The sequence below is a fragment of the Pantoea sp. AS-PWVM4 genome (assembly GCF_000468095.1).
Taxonomy (GTDB): domain Bacteria; phylum Pseudomonadota; class Gammaproteobacteria; order Enterobacterales; family Enterobacteriaceae; genus Pantoea; species Pantoea phytobeneficialis.
This window is the reverse complement of the sequence record NZ_ASZC01000023.1, coordinates 97,040-114,687: the sequence shown is the minus strand read 5'-3', so window position 1 is coordinate 114,687 and position 17,648 is coordinate 97,040. Positions and strand designations below refer to the sequence as shown.

General features: G+C 52.5%; 15 protein-coding genes and 1 riboswitch. Of the genes, 7 read left to right on the top strand and 8 right to left on the bottom strand.

What is annotated here, in order from left to right:
* Positions 1 to 33: 33 nt before the first annotated feature.
* Positions 34 to 2,067: a methionine--tRNA ligase gene (gene metG, locus L579_RS20180; RefSeq protein ID WP_036627651.1), complete on the bottom strand. Its 2,034-nt coding sequence runs from the start codon at positions 2,065 to 2,067 to the stop codon at positions 34 to 36.
* Between the two features lie 153 nt (positions 2,068 to 2,220).
* Between metG and apbC the strand changes: the two genes are divergently transcribed.
* A complete protein-coding gene (gene apbC / locus L579_RS20175) occupies positions 2,221 to 3,333 on the top strand; it encodes an iron-sulfur cluster carrier protein ApbC (RefSeq protein WP_021186012.1) in 1,113 nt (370 codons plus the stop codon).
* A gap of 4 nt (positions 3,334 to 3,337) precedes the next feature.
* Here apbC and L579_RS20170 read toward each other — a convergent pair whose 3' ends face one another.
* Positions 3,338 to 3,781, bottom strand: coding sequence for a GNAT family N-acetyltransferase (locus tag L579_RS20170; RefSeq protein ID WP_021186011.1), 444 nt, complete (start codon positions 3,779 to 3,781; stop codon positions 3,338 to 3,340).
* Positions 3,782 to 4,006: 225 nt separating this feature from the next.
* Here L579_RS20170 and ahpC point away from each other — a divergent pair, with 225 nt between their 5' ends.
* Together ahpC and ahpF are read left to right on the top strand one after the other, a co-directional pair.
* Entirely contained in the window at positions 4,007 to 4,570 is a 564-nt protein-coding gene (gene ahpC, locus L579_RS20165) for an alkyl hydroperoxide reductase subunit C (protein ID WP_013509781.1), read from the top strand.
* A gap of 78 nt (positions 4,571 to 4,648) precedes the next feature.
* Positions 4,649 to 6,217 carry an alkyl hydroperoxide reductase subunit F gene (gene ahpF / locus L579_RS20160; protein WP_021186010.1) on the top strand — a complete coding sequence of 523 codons (1,569 nt, stop codon included), beginning with the start codon at positions 4,649 to 4,651 and terminating at the stop codon, positions 6,215 to 6,217.
* Positions 6,218 to 6,329: 112 nt separating this feature from the next.
* Here ahpF and L579_RS20155 read toward each other — a convergent pair whose 3' ends face one another.
* The 4 genes from L579_RS20155 to L579_RS20140 all read right to left on the bottom strand — a co-directional run bounded on the left by L579_RS20155 (position 6,330) and on the right by L579_RS20140 (position 12,024).
* The gene (locus L579_RS20155; RefSeq protein ID WP_021186009.1) at positions 6,330 to 7,289 is read right to left on the bottom strand and encodes an AEC family transporter; all 960 of its coding nucleotides are present in this window, start codon (positions 7,287 to 7,289) and stop codon (positions 6,330 to 6,332) included.
* 86 nt (positions 7,290 to 7,375) lie between these two features.
* Positions 7,376 to 7,579 carry a hypothetical protein gene (locus L579_RS20150; protein WP_021186008.1) on the bottom strand — a complete coding sequence of 68 codons (204 nt, stop codon included), beginning with the start codon at positions 7,577 to 7,579 and terminating at the stop codon, positions 7,376 to 7,378.
* Positions 7,580 to 7,914: 335 nt separating this feature from the next.
* Positions 7,915 to 10,578, bottom strand: a complete 2,664-nt coding sequence (locus tag L579_RS20145) for a beta-N-acetylhexosaminidase (RefSeq protein ID WP_021186007.1) — start codon at positions 10,576 to 10,578, stop codon at positions 7,915 to 7,917.
* Between the two features lie 51 nt (positions 10,579 to 10,629).
* The gene (locus L579_RS20140) at positions 10,630 to 12,024 is read right to left on the bottom strand and encodes a chitoporin ChiP (RefSeq protein ID WP_021186006.1); all 1,395 of its coding nucleotides are present in this window, start codon (positions 12,022 to 12,024) and stop codon (positions 10,630 to 10,632) included.
* 490 nt (positions 12,025 to 12,514) lie between these two features.
* On the opposite strand from L579_RS20140, the gene L579_RS20135 reads away from it, so the two are divergent.
* Entirely contained in the window at positions 12,515 to 12,703 is a 189-nt protein-coding gene (locus L579_RS20135) for a DUF3606 domain-containing protein (protein ID WP_036627648.1), read from the top strand.
* 516 nt (positions 12,704 to 13,219) lie between these two features.
* On the opposite strand, the gene L579_RS20125 is transcribed toward L579_RS20135, so the two are convergent.
* Complete coding sequence (locus L579_RS20125) at positions 13,220 to 14,272, bottom strand: hypothetical protein (protein WP_021186005.1); 1,053 nt, start codon at positions 14,270 to 14,272, stop codon at positions 13,220 to 13,222.
* Between the two features lie 23 nt (positions 14,273 to 14,295).
* Positions 14,296 to 14,460 (bottom strand): PAAR domain-containing protein, encoded by a 165-nt coding sequence (locus L579_RS24220; RefSeq protein ID WP_235056629.1) that lies wholly within the window; start codon positions 14,458 to 14,460, stop codon positions 14,296 to 14,298.
* 228 nt (positions 14,461 to 14,688) lie between these two features.
* Positions 14,689 to 14,785: riboswitch (TPP riboswitch) on the top strand.
* 33 nt (positions 14,786 to 14,818) lie between these two features.
* Here L579_RS24220 and thiM point away from each other — a divergent pair.
* The 3 genes from thiM to fbaB all read left to right on the top strand — a co-directional run bounded on the left by thiM (position 14,819) and on the right by fbaB (position 17,601).
* Entirely contained in the window at positions 14,819 to 15,604 is a 786-nt protein-coding gene (gene thiM / locus L579_RS20120) for a hydroxyethylthiazole kinase (RefSeq protein ID WP_021186004.1), read from the top strand.
* Entirely contained in the window at positions 15,601 to 16,401 is an 801-nt protein-coding gene (gene thiD, locus L579_RS20115) for a bifunctional hydroxymethylpyrimidine kinase/phosphomethylpyrimidine kinase (protein ID WP_021186003.1), read from the top strand. The genes thiM and thiD overlap by 4 nt, the downstream gene beginning before the upstream one ends.
* Positions 16,402 to 16,548: 147 nt before the next feature.
* A complete protein-coding gene (gene fbaB, locus L579_RS20110) occupies positions 16,549 to 17,601 on the top strand; it encodes a class I fructose-bisphosphate aldolase (RefSeq protein WP_021186002.1) in 1,053 nt (350 codons plus the stop codon).
* Positions 17,602 to 17,648 lie beyond the last annotated feature (47 nt).

The window sequence follows — 17,648 nt, the reverse complement described above, 5'->3', positions numbered from 1 at the left end:
GGAGAGGGCCGGGGTGAGGGTAACAGCGGCGTATTATTTTACCGGCATCCCAGGCTGCGCGCCGCTATCCACCGACAACACAAACAGGTCTTTTCCACCCGGTCCGGCTGACAGCACCATGCCTTCCGAGATACCAAAACGCATCTTACGCGGTGCCAGGTTGGCAACGATGATGGTCATCTTGCCGACCAACACGGACGGATCCGGATAGGCAGCACGGATACCCGAGAAGATCTGACGTTTTTCGCCGCCGAGATCCAGCTCCAGACGCAGCAATTTATCCGAACCCTCCACCAGCTCAGCCTTCTCGATCAGCGCCACGCGCATATCGACTTTAGCGAAATCATCAATGGTGATGGCATCGCCAATCGGCGCGTCAGCTAAAGGTCCGGTAACAGCCGGTTTGTTGGCCGCGGCAGCATCTTCTTTTGATGCTTCAACCAGGGCGTCCACTTTAGCCATCTCAATGCGGCCATACAGCGCTTTGAACGGTGCCACGTTGTGATCCAACAGCGGTTGCTGAATGGCATCCCAGCTCAATTCGCTTTGCAGGAAGGCTTCTGCACGCGCGCTGAGCGACGGCAGTACCGGCTTCAGCCAGGTCATTAGTACGCGGAACAGGTTGATACCCATTGAACAGATGGCTTGCAGGTCAGCGTCACGGCCTTCCTGTTTCGCCACCACCCACGGTGCCTGCTCATCCACATAACGGTTGGCGAGATCCGCCAGCGCCATGATTTCACGGATTGCGCGGTTATATTCACGGCTGGCCCAGGCTTCGCCGATCTTCTCTGAAGCATCGATAAAGGTCTGATACAACGCTGGATCCGCCAGCTCAGCCGACAGTTTGCCGCCAAAGCGTTTGGTCAGGAAGCCCGCGTTACGTGACGCCAGGTTCACCACTTTGTTGACGATGTCTGCGTTGACGCGCTGGACGAAGTCTTCCAGATTCAGATCGATATCATCAATGCGTGAAGAGAGCTTCGCCGCGTAGTAGTAACGCAGGCTGTCGGCATCCAGGTGCTGCAACCAGGTGCTGGCCTTGATGAAGGTGCCGCGTGATTTCGACATCTTCGCGCCGTTTACCGTCACATAGCCGTGTACAAACAGGTTAGTCGGCTTACGGTATTGGCTGCCTTCCAGCATCGCTGGCCAGAACAGGCTGTGGAAATAAACGATATCTTTGCCGATAAAGTGATACAGCTCGGTAGTGGAATCTTGTTTCCAGAATTCGTCAAAATCGATATTGCCGCGTTTGTCGCACAGGTTCTTAAAGGAACCCATATAGCCGATAGGTGCATCAAGCCATACGTAGAAATATTTGCCCGGAGCATCAGGGATTTCGAAGCCGAAATACGGGGCATCACGCGAGATGTCCCACTGTTGCAGGCCAGACTCGAACCACTCCTGCATCTTGTTCGCCACTTGCTCCTGCAACGCGCCAGAACGGGTCCATGCCTGAAGCATTTCACTGAAAGACGGCAGGTCGAAGAAGAAGTGTTCGGAATCACGCATCACCGGTGTCGCACCAGAGACGACGGATTTTGGCTCGATCAATTCCGTCGGGCTGTAGGTCGCGCCACAGACTTCACAGTTGTCACCATACTGATCCGGCGATTTACATTTCGGGCAGGTACCTTTGACGAAACGGTCAGGCAGGAACATGCCTTTTTCCGGGTCGAACAGTTGAGAGATGGTGCGATTTTTAATAAAACCGTTCTCTTTCAGACGGCGATAAATCAGCTCCGACAGCTGGCGGTTCTCATCGCCGTGCGTCGAGTGATAGTTGTCATAGCTGATGTCGAAGCCGGCGAAATCTGTCTCGTGTTCCTGCTTCATCTCAGCAATCATCTGCTCAGGCGCGATACCGAGCTGCTGGGCTTTCAGCATGATCGGTGTGCCGTGCGCATCATCAGCGCAGATGAAGTAAACCTGATTGCCACGCATTCGCTGGTAACGCACCCAAATGTCTGCCTGGATATGCTCGAGCATGTGGCCGAGATGGATTGAACCGTTCGCGTATGGCAGAGCGCACGTTACCAGAATTTTTTTAGCGACTTGAGTCATAGTTTGCGTAGCTTTCTGTAAATGAAAAATCGGGCTTAAGATGTTAACCGAAGCACTCTCTGGGGACAACCACGGTCACATTTAGCGCCTATCTGATATTATTGAAAACACATCGCTGAAATTCAGCGTCAGAATAAAGAGTAAGGAGCGGGGATGACTTCACTATCCCGGGAACAATATTCACCCGAGGCCCTACGTGCCGTGGTGATGGGCGTGCTGAGTGGCTTTGAACACCCGACACTGCAACACAATCTGACCACCCTGAAAGCGTTGCGCCATGTGGCGTTACTGGATGGCAAACTGCATCTTGAACTGGTGATGCCTTTCGCCTGGGCCAGTGCGTTTGAAGAGTTGAAAGCACAGACCAGTGGCGAGCTGCTGCGACTGACGCAGAGCGATGCCATTGACTGGCGGCTACGGCACGATATCGCCACGCTGAAGCGGGTGAAAAATCATCCCGGAGCCACCGGAGTGAAAAATATCATCGCCGTGAGTTCAGGCAAGGGCGGCGTCGGTAAATCGAGTACCGCGGTGAATATGGCACTGGCATTGGCGGCGGAAGGCGCGCGCGTCGGCATCCTTGATGCGGATATTTACGGTCCGTCGATCCCGAATATGCTCGGCACCGAAAACCAACGACCGACCTCGCCAGATGGCACCCATATGGCACCGATAATGGCGCACGGGCTGGCGACTAACTCGATTGGTTATCTGGTGACGGATGACAACGCGATGGTGTGGCGTGGCCCTATGGCCAGCAAGGCACTGATGCAGTTGCTGAATGAAACCCTGTGGCCGGATCTGGATTATCTGGTGCTGGATATGCCGCCCGGCACTGGCGATATCCAGCTGACGCTGGCGCAGAATGTGCCAGTCACGGGTGCGCTGGTGGTCACTACGCCCCAGGACATTGCGTTAATTGATGCACGCAAAGGGATTGTGATGTTCGAGAAGGTCAACGTGCCGGTACTTGGCGTGGTGGAGAACATGAGCATTCATATCTGTAGCGAATGCGGTCATCATGAGCCGATCTTTGGCACTGGCGGGGCACAAAAGTTGGCGCAGGATTACAACACCCGTCTGCTGGCCCAGTTGCCTTTGCATATTAATCTGCGTGAGGATCTGGATGATGGCGAGCCGACGGTGATCCGCCGTCCCGATAGCGAGTTTACCGCGTTGTATCGCCAACTGGCGGGCCGTGTCGCCGCGCAGCTTTACTGGCAGGGGGAAGTAATCCCTGGTGATATCGCCTTCCGCGCGGTTTAAGGGTTCAGGTTCCGCTGGTGCGTGTCGCCAGCGGATAGTGCATCAACAGATATTTCCCCTGATCGCTTTCACCTTGCGCCACCTTTTGCCAGCCATGTTGCAGATAAAAGCGTTGCGCCGGCACATTCAGCAGCAAACATTTTAACGCGCCGGTGCCGGTAAAACGTGCCTGCACGGCTTTCAGCAATGCACTGCCAACGCCCTGGCCCTGAAAAGCCGGGTCAACATACAGGCTGTGCAGGAAATTATCATTATCCAGCACCCCGGCAAACCCGGCGCGATGTCCGTTCAACTCGGCCACCAGCACCGTCTCACCGAGGATCACCCGGTCAAAATCTTCCAACTGCCAGTCATCCCCCTTAAGCCAGGTCCAGTTGCAACGGCGTGCGGCGAGGAACAACGTGCGCAGAAAAGGGCGATCAGCTTCCTGAAAAAATCGGATTTGCACAGATAAACTCCAGCAGGCGGTTAACTCAAAAGTAGCAGCGATGCGGCAAAAAGATAAACCACGTTAAATCAGGGTGATTTCTGTGTAGAATGCCGCGGCAGGCCGCACCCCTCGGGCCTTACCGCGTTTGATAGCTTTTGTTTATCCAATTGATAACGGCTGCATATTAGATGTTGGCCCGAAAATTATGTAACCTGCATCACATCTTTTAACGGAGGTCACCCGATGTCTATCATTAACACCAAAATTAAACCGTTCAAAAACGCAGCATTCAAAAACGGCGAATTTATCGACGTAACCGAGAAAGACGTTGAGGGTAAATGGAGTGTTTTCTTCTTCTACCCAGCTGACTTTACCTTCGTTTGCCCGACCGAACTGGGCGACGTGGCTGATCATCACGAAGAATTCCAGAAACTGGGCGTAGATATCTACTCTGTTTCTACCGACACCCACTTTACCCACAAAGCCTGGCACGGTTCTTCTGAAACCATCGCGAAAATCAAATACGCGATGATCGGTGACCCGACTGGTGCGCTGACCCGTAACTTCGAAATCATGCGTGAAGCAGAAGGTCTGGCAGATCGTGGTACTTTCATCGTTGACCCGGAAGGCATCATCCAGGCTATCGAAATCACCGCAGAAGGCATTGGCCGTGACGCATCTGACCTGCTGCGTAAAGTGAAAGCGGCTCAGTATGTTGCTTCTCACCCAGGTGAAGTTTGCCCGGCTAAATGGCAGGAAGGTGACGCAACTCTGGCTCCATCACTGGACCTGGTTGGCAAAATCTAAGCAACCTCCCAGCTCTTCGATTTTTCTCCAATCGGGTGCTACGGCACCCGATTTTTCGACCAGCAACAGGAACTTATTATGCTCGACACCAATTTAAAAACCCAACTCAAGGCTTACCTTGAGAAATTAACGAAACCGGTTGAGTTAATTGCCACACTGGATGATGGCGCCAAATCCTCAGAGATTCGGACCCTGCTGGCAGATATCGCGAGCCTGTCTGACAAAGTCAGCTTCCGCGAAGAGAACGATCGCCCGGTACGTAAACCTTCGTTCCTGATTACTAACCCTGGCAGCCACAGCGGCCCGCGTTTTGCTGGTTCGCCGATGGGCCACGAATTTACTTCACTGGTGCTGGCACTGCTGCAAACCGGTGGACATCCTTCTAAAGAAGCACAAAGCCTGCTGGATCAGGCCGCTGCGTTGGAAGGCGAGTTCCATTTCGAAACCTATTATTCCCTGTCTTGCCACAACTGCCCGGATGTGGTGCAGGCGCTGAACCTGATGGCGATCCTGAACCCGAACGTCAGCCACACCGCGATTGACGGTGGCATGTTCCAGAATGAAATCACCGACCGTAACGTGATGGGCGTACCGGCGGTGTTCCTGAACGGTAAAGAGTTCGGCCAGGGCCGCATGAGCCTGGCAGAGATCGTCGGCAAAGTGGATACCAACGCTGAAAAACGCGCGGCGGAAGAGCTGAACAAACGTGATGCCTATGAAGTGCTGATCGTAGGCAGCGGCCCGGCGGGTGCAGCGGCAGCCATTTACTCCGCACGTAAAGGTATCCGCACTGGCCTGATGGGCGAGCGTTTTGGTGGTCAGGTACTGGATACCGTCGACATCGAGAACTACATTTCAGTGCCGAAAACCGAAGGCGCGAAGCTGGCCGGTTCACTGCGCGCACACGTTGATGATTACGATGTGGATGTTATTGACACCCAGAGCGCGATCAAACTGATCCCTGCCGCCAAAGAGGGTGGCCTGCATGCGATTGAAACGGCATCTGGCGCAGTGCTGAAATCTCGCAGCATTATCCTGGCGACCGGGGCTCGCTGGCGTAATATGGGCGTGCCGGGTGAAGAAGAGTATCGCACCAAAGGCGTGACCTATTGCCCGCACTGTGACGGCCCACTGTTCAAAGGCAAACGTACGGCAGTCATCGGCGGAGGTAACTCTGGCGTTGAAGCGGCGATTGACCTCGCAGGTATCGTTGAACATGTGACGCTGCTGGAATTCGCCAGTGAAATGCGTGCCGACAAGGTGTTGCAGGATAAACTGCGCAGCCTGAAAAACGTGGATGTGATCCTGAACGCGCAAACCACTGAAGTGAAAGGTGACGGCAGCAAAGTGACCGGTCTGTCTTATATTGACCGCAACGCCCAGACCAGCCATGAAATTGCACTCAGCGGTATTTTTGTCCAGATCGGCCTGCTGCCAAATACCACCTGGCTGGAAGGTGCGGTGGAGCGCAACCGCATGGGTGAAATTATTATTGATGCCAAATGCGAAACCAGCCTGAAAGGCGTATTCGCTGCGGGCGACTGCACCACGGTGCCGTACAAACAGATCATCATTGCCAGCGGTGAAGGGGCGAAAGCGTCACTGAGCGCCTTTGACTATCTGATCCGTACCAAACCGGCTGAATAAGTTTTCTTGCGATAGCCACGCAACCGCCCTGCAACCTGTGTTGCGGGGCTTTTTTTTGTGAAAATTTCCCCGATATATCGCGCTGTTACGCAGCATTACGCGAGGTGGCAACTTAATAACCGGCCAGCGTCATCAGCATCATCCACACTGGGGTCGTCACTGCGGCAAATAGCGTTGAAAACAACATACTGGCTGCTGCGGGACCGGTCAGTACCTGAAACTTCTGCGACATCAGATAAACATTGACCCCGACCGCCATCGAACCGAGTAAAACCACCACTTTACTTTCCAACGCCGGGAGATCGGTCAGCCATGCGATCGCCCAGATACACATCGGCTGCACAATCAGTTTCAACAGGCAGATGCTGTAACTCTCCTTCAGGCCATCACGTACCCGGTAATGGGCCAGACTCATGCCAAGCGTCACCAGCGACAGCGGTGCTGCGATGGTGCCGAGCATGTCAATTGGTTGGGCGGCAATCAGAGGCAGCGGTCGTTGCAGGAAACTCCATGCCGTGCCGCTCAGGATGCCGATAATTAACGGATTCTTCAGCACGCTGATCACCGTTCGGCCAAGACCCTGAAGTGAGAAGCTGCCGTGTTTTGACCACTCCACCGAAACCGTGAGTAATGTCCAGAGGATCAGGCTGTTGAATACCAGCACTAGCGCCACCGAGGGCAACGCCTGCTCCCCGAGTAGCACGGTGGCAATCGGAATACCCAGCATCACGTTATTGGAAAAAATACCGCCCAGTGCAAACACCGACCCGGCGATGCTTTCCAACTGAAACACTTTTGCTGCGATGATGCGCCCGACAATAAACACCAGCAAACAGCTACCAAAAAATGCCAGCAGCAGACGGAAATCCACGGGTGGGCTTTTGTAAAAGTCACTCATTACATCAAACAGCATGCAGGGCAGGGCAACGTTGAAAACAAACCGATTCATCCCTTCGCTGATGCTGGCCGGCCATTTGCCAATACGGGTCAGACAGTAGCCAAGAAAAATAAGGATAAATAATGGGGCCGAGAGGTAGATCTGATGACTCAATGTTGTAAGCAAATCAGGCATAGCTGCAATATTGGCAAGAGGTCAATGCTTGCAGGGTAACATGCCAGCCAAGGGCTGCAACATACAATCCGCTGATATTAAGACGATTATCCTAACCAACGACGCGCTTCGGCATCGCTGATATCACGATAATAAACGCGATGAATGCGTTCGCCACACCTTTTGCAATGAGCCTGAACATGCGTGGAGTGATAGTGGCGGCCGCCTGGTGAAACTGCGCCTTTACGTGAAATTGTGATGTTGCGCCATTTGTGTGCGTGCGGAATAAAACTGAATAATTTTAATTTCATTGTGTTTACCGGAATTATGAGCTTTTAGTCCGGAATGAAATTAGGCCGTTTTTTTCCTGGTGGCGGCTTGATATTAATCAAGTTGCAGTGATGTCGGTCTCATTTTGATATTATTTCTTATTTGCAGATAAAAATACCCCGCTGGGGATGATGGTTTTATTTTAATTATTTTGATCTTTGTTATTTATTTAATTTCATTCACGTAACTCTTATTGGTTATTTAATGCGGCGCCTCTATTTTGATTGATTTAGCGTTGGCAGGAAAATTTGCGCTGGATCAGTCAGACCGGTGTGGTTGATTACCAGCCTGAATTGATCCAGCGCAATTTCGCGATTTACAGTGCTTCTGCGCGGCTTATCCGTGTACCATCCGGGCTTTGGCTGCGCACCATCACCTTGTCGTTTACGCCAATCTCAGGACGGTCTTGCGGGTTATAATCCAGCCAGCTGTTGCCGTTATCGAGGCTATATTGCAGCGGCAAACCAGGTAGGGCGACATTCATTTCCAGCTTACCCTCGACAATGCGTGCGCCAGGCACCGGCAGACGGTAGTGGATACCGGCTTTATCCATTTTACCCAGTTCGCGTTGCCCCAGCAGATTGGCAAAACGTTGCCAGTCGCGCTTGAGCTGCTTCTGGTTTACATGCTGGGTTTCTCCCCCTTTGAAGTTGCGACCTTGCTGATAATCCAGTTCCCAGCTGGCGCGATGCCAGCTACGTTCGGCCACGGATAACAAACGCGGGAAGATCATATATTCCATCTGCTGATCGGTACGTACGGTTTCGCTCCACAACTGGGCAGAAAGACCATATGCGCCACCCCAGGGTTTCTCCGAGGTAGTGGCAAACGCATTGCCATCACGATCAACCGAGGTTTCAGCATTTTGCGGCAGGTTATCAGGTGCGAAGCTGAACATCTTGCGTTCATCACTAAAACGGGTGCCCCAGTAATAACCGCGTTCCAGAGGATTGACCTCATACGGGAAATCCATATAGACGTAATCCGGGTTAGAGATGATCACATCGTAGTTTTTCTGCGTCCAGTCGTTGGCGCTGTCAAACCCGCCCCAATAAAGCGTATCCCAGAAATTAACGCGGGTGCGGGACGTGGCGAAGGCCTGCGCATTAGCTGCATCTTTCAGACCATCCTGCCACGCCTGCATCACTGGAATGCCGTGCGCTTTGACCAGCTGGCTGACCTCCAACGCGAAGTGGCTGGGGAGGTGTTCCAGATCCTGTACCTTGCCGGATTTCACCAATGCCTGGCAGACCTGAGATTTCGCCCAGGGTTTATCCTCTTTACTTTGGTCCAGGACCCCCTTGCCAGCTTCCGGGTTAGAGATGTCGGTGTAACCGGCACCAAGGCGAATGTTTTTCGCCTCATCACCGCCAAAATGCCAGGTGTTCAGCGGCTGACCGGCTTCACGATGCATTCGCTGGATCTCTCCAATCACCTTATCAACAAAACGTTGCGACGAGTCGAGGCAGGGATTGAGATAGCTGGTGCGATCGTGCAGCTGTACTGACGTGGTGTTAGACGTATCGGTGGGATCGACCAGGCGGAACTCGCTCGCTTCACGGGTTTTACCGGCCTTCATCAGGGTGTTATAACGCGCTTCCATCGCTATAACCGCAGCACGGGCATGCGCGGGCATATCAATTTCCGGGATCACTTCAATGTTGCGTGCCTGAGCGTATTTCACGATGTCGATATAATCGGCGCGGCTGAAGTAGCCGCTGCCGTTGTTATCGCTAAACGGACCAGAACCCAGTTGTGGCACCAGACAGCGTTGCTCATCCATGTCGTGACAGCGTTTGCTGCCAACCTCAGTCAGTTCCGGCAGTCCGGGGATTTCAATGCGCCAACCTTCATCGTCGCTCAGATGGAAATGGAATTTATTCATCTTCCATGCCGCCATCTGGTCGAGCATGCTGAGTACCGCCTGTTTGCTGTGGAAGTTACGCGCCACATCCAGGAATGCACCACGGTAAGCGAAGCGGGGGGCATCCTGGGCCTCGAGGGTGGCGATCAGCGGTTTACCCTCTGCCGGTACCAGTGACAGCAGCGACATCAGTCCATAGAAAACGCCCGCAGAGTCATAGCCGACGATGTCAGTGCCGCGTGGGGTGATGGTTAAATGATACGCCCCGGACACGGCCTCTTCTCCCTTGAAGCGTGCGGCATCGATTTGCGTTGCGATGCCATAACCGGTTGGGTTCGTCTTGATATTCAGCAGGGCAAAGCGTTGCTGCACGGCCGCCGCCTGGTCAGCCGTCAGGGTATTCAACTGGAGTGCGACGCCCTGACTCAGATCGACATCTGCCGTATGAATTTTCACCGATCGCGGCGTGGGGGTGATCTGTCCACGCAGCGAAACAGCAGGCAGCAGCTTGATATCGGCATTTTTCTCAAAGCGGCTGACCGGTTGCATCAGCACGTTTTTGTCATCTGCGGTACGTTTCCACTGTTCGCCAAACGGCATGACAAAATCGGTTAAATTTTCCGTGTCGGTGCTGGTGATAATTTTGGGCGATGCCCCTGCGGCAGTGACGTACCAGCGCGGCATTACATCGGTAATAAACAGTTGCCAGTATTCGTTGACGATGGGGATCTCCACCGTGGCCCCGGCAGCAAATCCGGTGAACTTATCCGTAGGCTCCAGTCGGGTTAAATCACCGACGATATGCGTCATTTTAAACTGGTCATTATCAACGCGCAGGGTTTCATGCACGTTGCTCATATAAATCGCCCAGTTTTTGCTGGTGATGGCCGGACCGTGGTTGGTCAATCTGATGGTTGCCCGGTTGCAGGATGCCCAGTCAGCACCAAGCTGGGCGCAATCCACGCCGTGGCTGGCAGCCTGGTTATCCGTGACCTGGTACTGCACACCAAACTGACTGATTTGATCGACGACCTGTTGCTGATTTTGCGGTACGGCACTACAGGCGGTGATGCCCATCATGCTGAGTGCCAGAAAGCTTAACTGTAACTTTTTCATGCGGTTATCCTTGTGCATGGATGACAATAGCGGGGTCCAGCCCGCTTAGCGTCAGAAAATAGTAAAGGGAGCAATGACCATAAATTTGATGTCTTTTTCATCCTGGAAGATGTTGCCGTAGCCACCGCTGTAGCTCGGCAGGTTGCTATGGTTGTCATATTGGGTGTAATGCAATTTGAACTGCGTCCCTTTAGCGCGTGTTTCCTGCAAGGTGTACACCAGATCAAGGCTCCAGGCGGATTCTGTCAGGCGCTGCTGTTGGTTGTATATGGGATTGGTGGAAGGCTTCGCATCCCAGCCATAGGCATAGGAGCCACCAACCTGCCAACCCGGCAATTGCCAGTGTGCGAGATCGGCCATCACGCCAGCAAACACGGCTTTCTCACCATTCGCGTTCCAGTCTGAACGCGAGTCCCACCAGACGTCCATGCGACCATTGGAACTGGCGTACGAGGGCGTCATGCGTTGTAAAAAGAAGCCCTGATTACCTTCTGCTTTTACCCAGGTGCCTTCCAGGCGGAAATCAAATGCGCCAAGGGTGTAGCCGAGAGTCATCGCCTGGAGCCAGGCTAAACCGTCATAGACATTGTTGACGTTGCTGGCGCCGCCTCCCTCGCGATCCTGTGCACCATAAAATTGATAACTGGTACGCAACGGCGAACCGGCCAACGGCAGTTGATACGACGCTTTGGCGAAGTATTGATCCATGTAGTTTGCGGCCTGGCCGTAAGCCCCTTCCACGACCAGGCTATTTTTAAAATCGTACTTCGCGCCGAAAGATTGCAGCCACGGTACATCCGTAGTGCCGTCTGCTTTGCGGAAGTTGTACATATGCTGGTACCAGGGCGCTTTGTATTGATCGGTCCACATCCATGAGAAGGAAAGGGCTCCCGTATCACCAAAGTCATAGGTGGTTCCCGCTTCGACACCACGGTAAGTTCCTGGCAGGAAACTCCAGTGCGGTGCCAGTAACGTTTGGCCGGTGGGTTGTAGGTATCCGGCACGCAGCCAGTAATCCTGCCATCGGGTTTTTAGCGCAGCTTTGTACAGACTGGCACCGCTTTTATCACCGGTCCATTTTTCATCCCAGCGGCTACTGGCATCACTGAACCCGATTTCGTTGGGTGCAGCCGGACCACCATGAGTCAGCTCCAGCGCGCCATACGCAGCAAGGTCAAGGCCGATGACGTCCGCCAGATAGCCTGAGGAGAAATCGAGGCTGGCATTGCCTGTTGCATGATGCAGGTTGGCATCATACTGGCCGTATTTACCCTGTTGCGGATCCATCTCTTTGCGATCGCGCTGCCGCTGCCAGTAGTAGAGGCCACCGGTCAGGGATGAGTCATCAATGAAACCGGCTGCTAAAGCAGGGGCAGGGATAAATGATGTAATGAGAAGTGCTGTGGCGATGGCTGTGGATAGCGACGTGCGAACTGTCCTGTGCATGGTAAATCCTCCGTGATAATTCCTTGTGTGATGATGCTTTCCATTTACTGTTACTTCATGTAACCAGTGCGCAGATGCTATTTTTCGTGACGCGAATTATCAATGACGATGAGTACGATTTATGACGCAGGACGCAAAAATAAGCATTTAATTCACTAAAATCATAATGTTACTGTTTTGTTGTTTTTGTGAGTCAATTGTTTGTCAGTACTTGATCCTGTTGATTAGCAGAAAACCGGGAACAACATTCAGCCTTTAGATGCAGCAAAAAAGTTTTGTTCTGTTGTTCTTTGGTGTAGTTGCTATACCTTGATATCGTCAGCCATATTGTCTAGGATTTTTTCCGGAAGCCAGCGCTGTGCTGGCTCCTGGCCTTAAGTGGGGCTGTATGGCAATCACCGGACGGCTAACATCCTTCGGTTAAGCTAACGAGTTACTCTTCTTAAGAAGCGATAGTCATGTTTTCAGGATTAACCTCAGGAGCTGCAAAATGGCTGATGATTTAAAGAGAAAACAACCGGAAGACAAACGCTTTATTAGTCTTACTGAAACCTGGGAGGTTGAGTATTGGACGAACACCCTGGAAGTGAGTGCGACACAATTGCGTACCGCTGTTGCTAACGTAGGTAATGGTACTGAGAAAGTTAAGCAGTACTTGAATCAATATCAGCGAAAGTGATTTTCAGGAAGAAAATAACTGACTAACCCCGTTCTGCGGGGTTTTTTCTTGCTGCGGACTCACCGGTTTATCATCCCCATTATGAATGGAGGGCTGCCAGCAAGTAATCTGCTGGCTATCGTTCAATGAGAACTCTTAATGAGCAGAGAAAATATAACATAGTCTACTGTTAAAATAATTACTCCAGATAGCAAGAGGAAAAATTTTATTTTTATCCAGGATGTTTTATTTTTCGGCTGTTCACGAATGAACTTATACAGATCCTTGTTTATATTTCGCACAAAGAAACTGCTTTCTTTGAATGATAGTGCGATAATGAAATGAATGTCTTTCTGGAATGTAAATAACATGCCACCTCTTTCATACGCTGCGATGTCACTTGGGTAATAGCCGAATTCCTTATAGAATTCGTTGCATAATATTTTGTGTTGTTTGTTTTTTAATGTTGAATATATGAAAGAAATGAGGATGGTCAGCATCCCTGCTGGTGTTAATATCATAAAAAGAGTATGCACGTTATTTACCTACAGTTTCATATATTGAGTCACCTAAAGTCGCACCTAAATCAGAACCTCCTTGGCCGAACAAATAACCTCCGCTTGTACCCAATATTACGCCACACATTAATGCACCAGCCCCACCAATTTTTATCGTTGCGCCACCTAAGATAAGTGTACATAATCCCATGCCTAATGCACCGCCAGCATAGCTACCTAACAGTCCTCCAGAGAAGCGACCAATCTCGGTGTATTTTTTCTTAGAACATTCATCTTCCCGGCCAATTGAGCAAGCCTCATTGATTTCATTAATTGAGTGAATTGCACTAAAGGCGATTCCGATATAGCCAGTATAGCGCATGGCTTTCACGTATTTAGCAGCACGCTCAATGTGGGTTGCGTAGCCTTCAATGTCTTTGATCCCGGTTTCATTCCATTTATGCGTGATCGAGCTGGTAGACAAACCGAGAGCATTTTTTATTTTGGTGTATTCACCAAGTTTCATTGCTTTATTGAGAAAGCCAATTTTAAGGATCCGTTCAAGCTCCGTAAATAACTGCGCTCGCTTCACATAGAAGTGCTCACCAATTAATGCCCCGCGCGTCATGTAGGTGTTTTTGTAAGTTTCCTGAATCTCTTTCAGGAGCTTTTCGATGTTTTCAAAGTATTTACCAACCGGTTCGGCTGCAAGACCAATACCTTTTTCGGCAATATTCGTGAAGTTGGCAATAGTAGCGTAGTGCTGATGCAGGAAATTGGCTTCCTCCTGTGTCAGAGGTTCCAGAGCTGCATCAACCCGCGCCTTGGCTTGAAGCAAGTAGGCGATCTGTTCATCGTCCTGCTTATCAGGATCAACCAGAAGCATAATTGAACCGGCTTTATACTTTTCATTTGCACCGTTCAGTGTGGCGAACAGTTGTGTGGCTCCTGTTGGCGGGTTTTCAGTGAATAGCAGACGTTGCCAGACTTCTGTAGTCCCTCCATAAGGGATAACGGTAAAACCCGCATCAACCCCTGTTTTCGGCCTGGTTGTTTGTGCATGTTGTTCTGGTTCTGACTGAAATTTTGGCATTAATGCGGCTGGAGCCGAAGCCGCTAAACCAGTCTCTCGCGAGACAGGGGTTCTTCTTTCCCACAGGTAACAGGATCGCCTTCTTGCGCCTGCGGTTTTTGTAAATTAAAGCCATGAGCAGAACCTGCGGTGATTTTGCCGCCGCATGACGTCCTGTCTCCCTGACAAAGCACAATTCCTTTTGTCATAAATCCTTCGTCTTGTTGTGGGAATAATCTCGGTGGTCATTTTACAAGCAACGACCACATGCGCAATGTGTATTTGTTTTCAATCGTAGTGCTGCGATTTATCACACGAACTTGAAGTTTTACGCGATAAATCGCGCCGCTACGCAACGTATGGGGGAAAAAGCCCAGCGGTATATTGAGCAGGGCGGGCTTGCGTCAGCAAGTCACTTGCCCTAATCTGCCAGTCATATAAATGACTCGGGGTGCCCTTCCTTGTGAAGGCTGAGAAATACCCGTACCACCTGATCTGGATAATGCCAGCGTAGGGAAGTCAGATGCCTGACCGCATTCGCCTTCTTGATCGCCGGTTGGGAGCTTTATGAAACAACCTGACCTTCTTTCCTCCGCGCAACTCGCGCACTCGCTTCAGTTACTGCATCAACATGCTTCGCTGGTACATTGCATGACCAATGATGTGGTACAGACCTTTACCGCTAATGTCCTTTTGGCACTGCGCGCCTCACCTGCCATGGTGATCGACGCTGATGAGGCCGCACAGTTCAGCGGTTATGCCGATGCTCTGCTCATCAACGTGGGCACGCTGACGCGCGATCGCAGCGTCGCCATGCAGGCTGCGGTAGAGGCGGCAAACCGTGCCGGCACGCCCTGGACGCTCGACCCGGTCGCGGTGGGCGCGTTAACCTTTCGCACCGAATTTTGTCAGCAGCTATTGACCCTGCAACCGGCAGCCATCCGTGGCAACGCCTCGGAAATCCTTGCCCTGGCGAACCAGGCGGCGGGCGGGCGTGGCGTGGACAGTTTGCATCAGGCTGACGCCGCACTCAGCGCTGCTCAACAGTTGGCGCACGATTACCGCAGCATCGTGGCGGTAACCGGCGAAGTGGATTACGTCACCGATGGTCAGCATACCTTTGCCATCCCGGGCGGCAGCCCACTGATGACACGCGTAGTGGGGACAGGTTGTGCGTTGTCGGCAGTGGTGGCGGCTTTTGCCAGCCTGCCGGGTGAACGTCTGCAACATGTGGCGGCAGCTTGTCGGGTCATGTCACTGGCCGGTGAACGGGCGGCACGCCAGATCCAGGGGCCGGGCAGCTTTGTTGCTGCCTTTTTGGATGCGCTGTGGACGCTGGAGGTGACGCCATGAAACGTATTAATGCATTGACTATTGCCGGTACTGACCCCAGCGGTGGTGCTGGAATTCAGGCCGATCTCAAAGCCTTCTCCGCGCTGGGTGCCTATGGCACCAGCGTCATTACCGCGCTGGTGGCCCAGAATACCCGTGGTGTGCAGTCGGTCTATCGTATCGAACCAGATTTTGTCGGAGCGCAGCTGGATTCGGTGCTCGATGATGTGCGTATCGATACGGCAAAAATTGGCATGCTGGCGGAAACGGCGGTGGTGGAAATTGTTGCTGACAAGCTGAAGCGTGCCAGCCTGCCGTTCGTGGTGCTGGACACCGTAATGATTGCCAAAAGTGGCGATGCGTTGTTATCACCGGATGCCATCGCCAGCCTGCGTGAGTTGTTGTTACCACAGGTATCGTTGATTACGCCGAATTTGCCAGAAGCCGCGGCGCTGCTTGGCCGCAGTGTGGCGCAGGATGAGAAGACGATGCTGATGCAGGGGGATGCATTGCTGGATCTCGGGTGTGAAGCGGTACTGATGAAGGGCGGACATCTGAGTGATGCGGAGAGCCCGGATTGGCTTATCACCCGCAACGGACGTCAGCGTTTTACCGCGCCACGCGTCAATACTCGCCACACCCACGGCACCGGTTGTTCGCTGTCAGCTGCGTTGGCGGCGCTACGTCCACGCCATGATGACTGGGCTGCGACGCTCTCCGAGGCTAAAGCCTGGTTGCAACAAGCGTTACTGCATGCCGATTCTCTGGAAGTCGGAAAAGGCATTGGACCGGTGCACCATTTTCATCGTTGGTGGTAGTGCGTAACGCCGAATTGCCATTTTTTGCCTGCGTATCTGTCTGAAAAATGGAGTCAGCAATTTGCCAGCCTGGCGGATCCCGGTCCAGGCTGTTGGGGGCGAATCGGCAGGTGCCGGTTCCAATCCAGCCATTAATCAGGAGTGAGTATGACGGACATCGTTCAGTTATTGGGCCAAGAAGCGGATAGCCTTCTTCAACATCGCTGCATGACCATTCCAGCGGAAAGCCTTTATTTACCGGGCGCGGATTATGTTGATCGCGTAATGACCGATAACAATCGTTCTCCTGTGGTATTACGCAACATGCAAACGCTGTACAACACCGGTCGCCTGGCGGGGACGGGTTACCTGTCGATTTTGCCGGTTGATCAGGGGGTTGAGCACTCCGCCGGCGCTTCATTTGCCGCCAATCCTCACTACTTCGACCCGAAAAATATTGTTGAGCTGGCGATTGAAGCGGGTTGCAACTGCGTCGCTTCCACTTACGGTGTGCTGGCCTCGGTGGCGCGGCGTTATGCGCACAAGATCCCGTTTATGGTGAAGCTGAACCACAACGAGACGCTGAGCTATCCGACGCAATATGATCAGACGCTGTACGCCAGCGTCGAGCAGGCGTTCAATATGGGAGCCATTGCGGTCGGGGCCACCATCTACTTCGGTTCTGAGCAATCACGTCGCCAGATTGAAGAGATCTCCGCCGCGTTTGAACGTGCGCATGAGCTGGGTATGGTGACGGTGCTGTGGGCCTACCTGCGCAATAACGGCTTCAAGAAAGATGGCGTGGATTACCATGCCAGCGCCGATTTAACCGGTCAGGCTAACCATCTGGCCGCGACCATTGGCGCGGATATCGTGAAGCAAAAAATGGCAGAGAATAACGGGGGTTATACCGCGGTGAATTTCGGCCATACCGATGATCGCGTTTACAGCAAGTTGACCACCGAAAACCCTATCGACCTGGTACGCTACCAGTTGGCGAACTGTTATATGGGGCGCGCCGGGTTAATTAACTCTGGCGGTGCGGCTGCGGGGGCAACCGATGTGGCCGAATCAGTGCGCACGGCGGTGATTAACAAACGCGCCGGCGGTATGGGACTGATTTTGGGACGCAAAGCGTTTAAGAAGTCGCTGAAAGAGGGCGTGGAGCTGATTAACGCGGTGCAGGATGTGTATTTGTCCAAAGATGTGACGATCGCATAATTAAACCGTAGCGGCGCAATTCTGCGCATGATGCCGCAAAAAAACAG

Coding starts and splice junctions, on each gene's coding strand:
- L579_RS20155 (WP_021186009.1), bottom strand. CDS start 7,289: ATGCCTGATTTGCTTACAACATTGAGTCATCAGATCTACCTCTCGGCC.
- L579_RS20125 (WP_021186005.1), bottom strand. CDS start 14,272: ATGCCAAAATTTCAGTCAGAACCAGAACAACATGCACAAACAACCAGG.
- thiM (WP_021186004.1), top strand. CDS start 14,819: ATGAAACAACCTGACCTTCTTTCCTCCGCGCAACTCGCGCACTCGCTT.
- apbC (WP_021186012.1), top strand. CDS start 2,221: ATGACTTCACTATCCCGGGAACAATATTCACCCGAGGCCCTACGTGCC.
- fbaB (WP_021186002.1), top strand. CDS start 16,549: ATGACGGACATCGTTCAGTTATTGGGCCAAGAAGCGGATAGCCTTCTT.
- L579_RS24220 (WP_235056629.1), bottom strand. CDS start 14,460: ATGACAAAAGGAATTGTGCTTTGTCAGGGAGACAGGACGTCATGCGGC.
- metG (WP_036627651.1), bottom strand. CDS start 2,067: ATGACTCAAGTCGCTAAAAAAATTCTGGTAACGTGCGCTCTGCCATAC.
- ahpC (WP_013509781.1), top strand. CDS start 4,007: ATGTCTATCATTAACACCAAAATTAAACCGTTCAAAAACGCAGCATTC.
- thiD (WP_021186003.1), top strand. CDS start 15,601: ATGAAACGTATTAATGCATTGACTATTGCCGGTACTGACCCCAGCGGT.
- ahpF (WP_021186010.1), top strand. CDS start 4,649: ATGCTCGACACCAATTTAAAAACCCAACTCAAGGCTTACCTTGAGAAA.
- L579_RS20140 (WP_021186006.1), bottom strand. CDS start 12,024: ATGCACAGGACAGTTCGCACGTCGCTATCCACAGCCATCGCCACAGCA.
- L579_RS20150 (WP_021186008.1), bottom strand. CDS start 7,579: ATGAAATTAAAATTATTCAGTTTTATTCCGCACGCACACAAATGGCGC.
- L579_RS20135 (WP_036627648.1), top strand. CDS start 12,515: ATGGCTGATGATTTAAAGAGAAAACAACCGGAAGACAAACGCTTTATT.
- L579_RS20145 (WP_021186007.1), bottom strand. CDS start 10,578: ATGAAAAAGTTACAGTTAAGCTTTCTGGCACTCAGCATGATGGGCATC.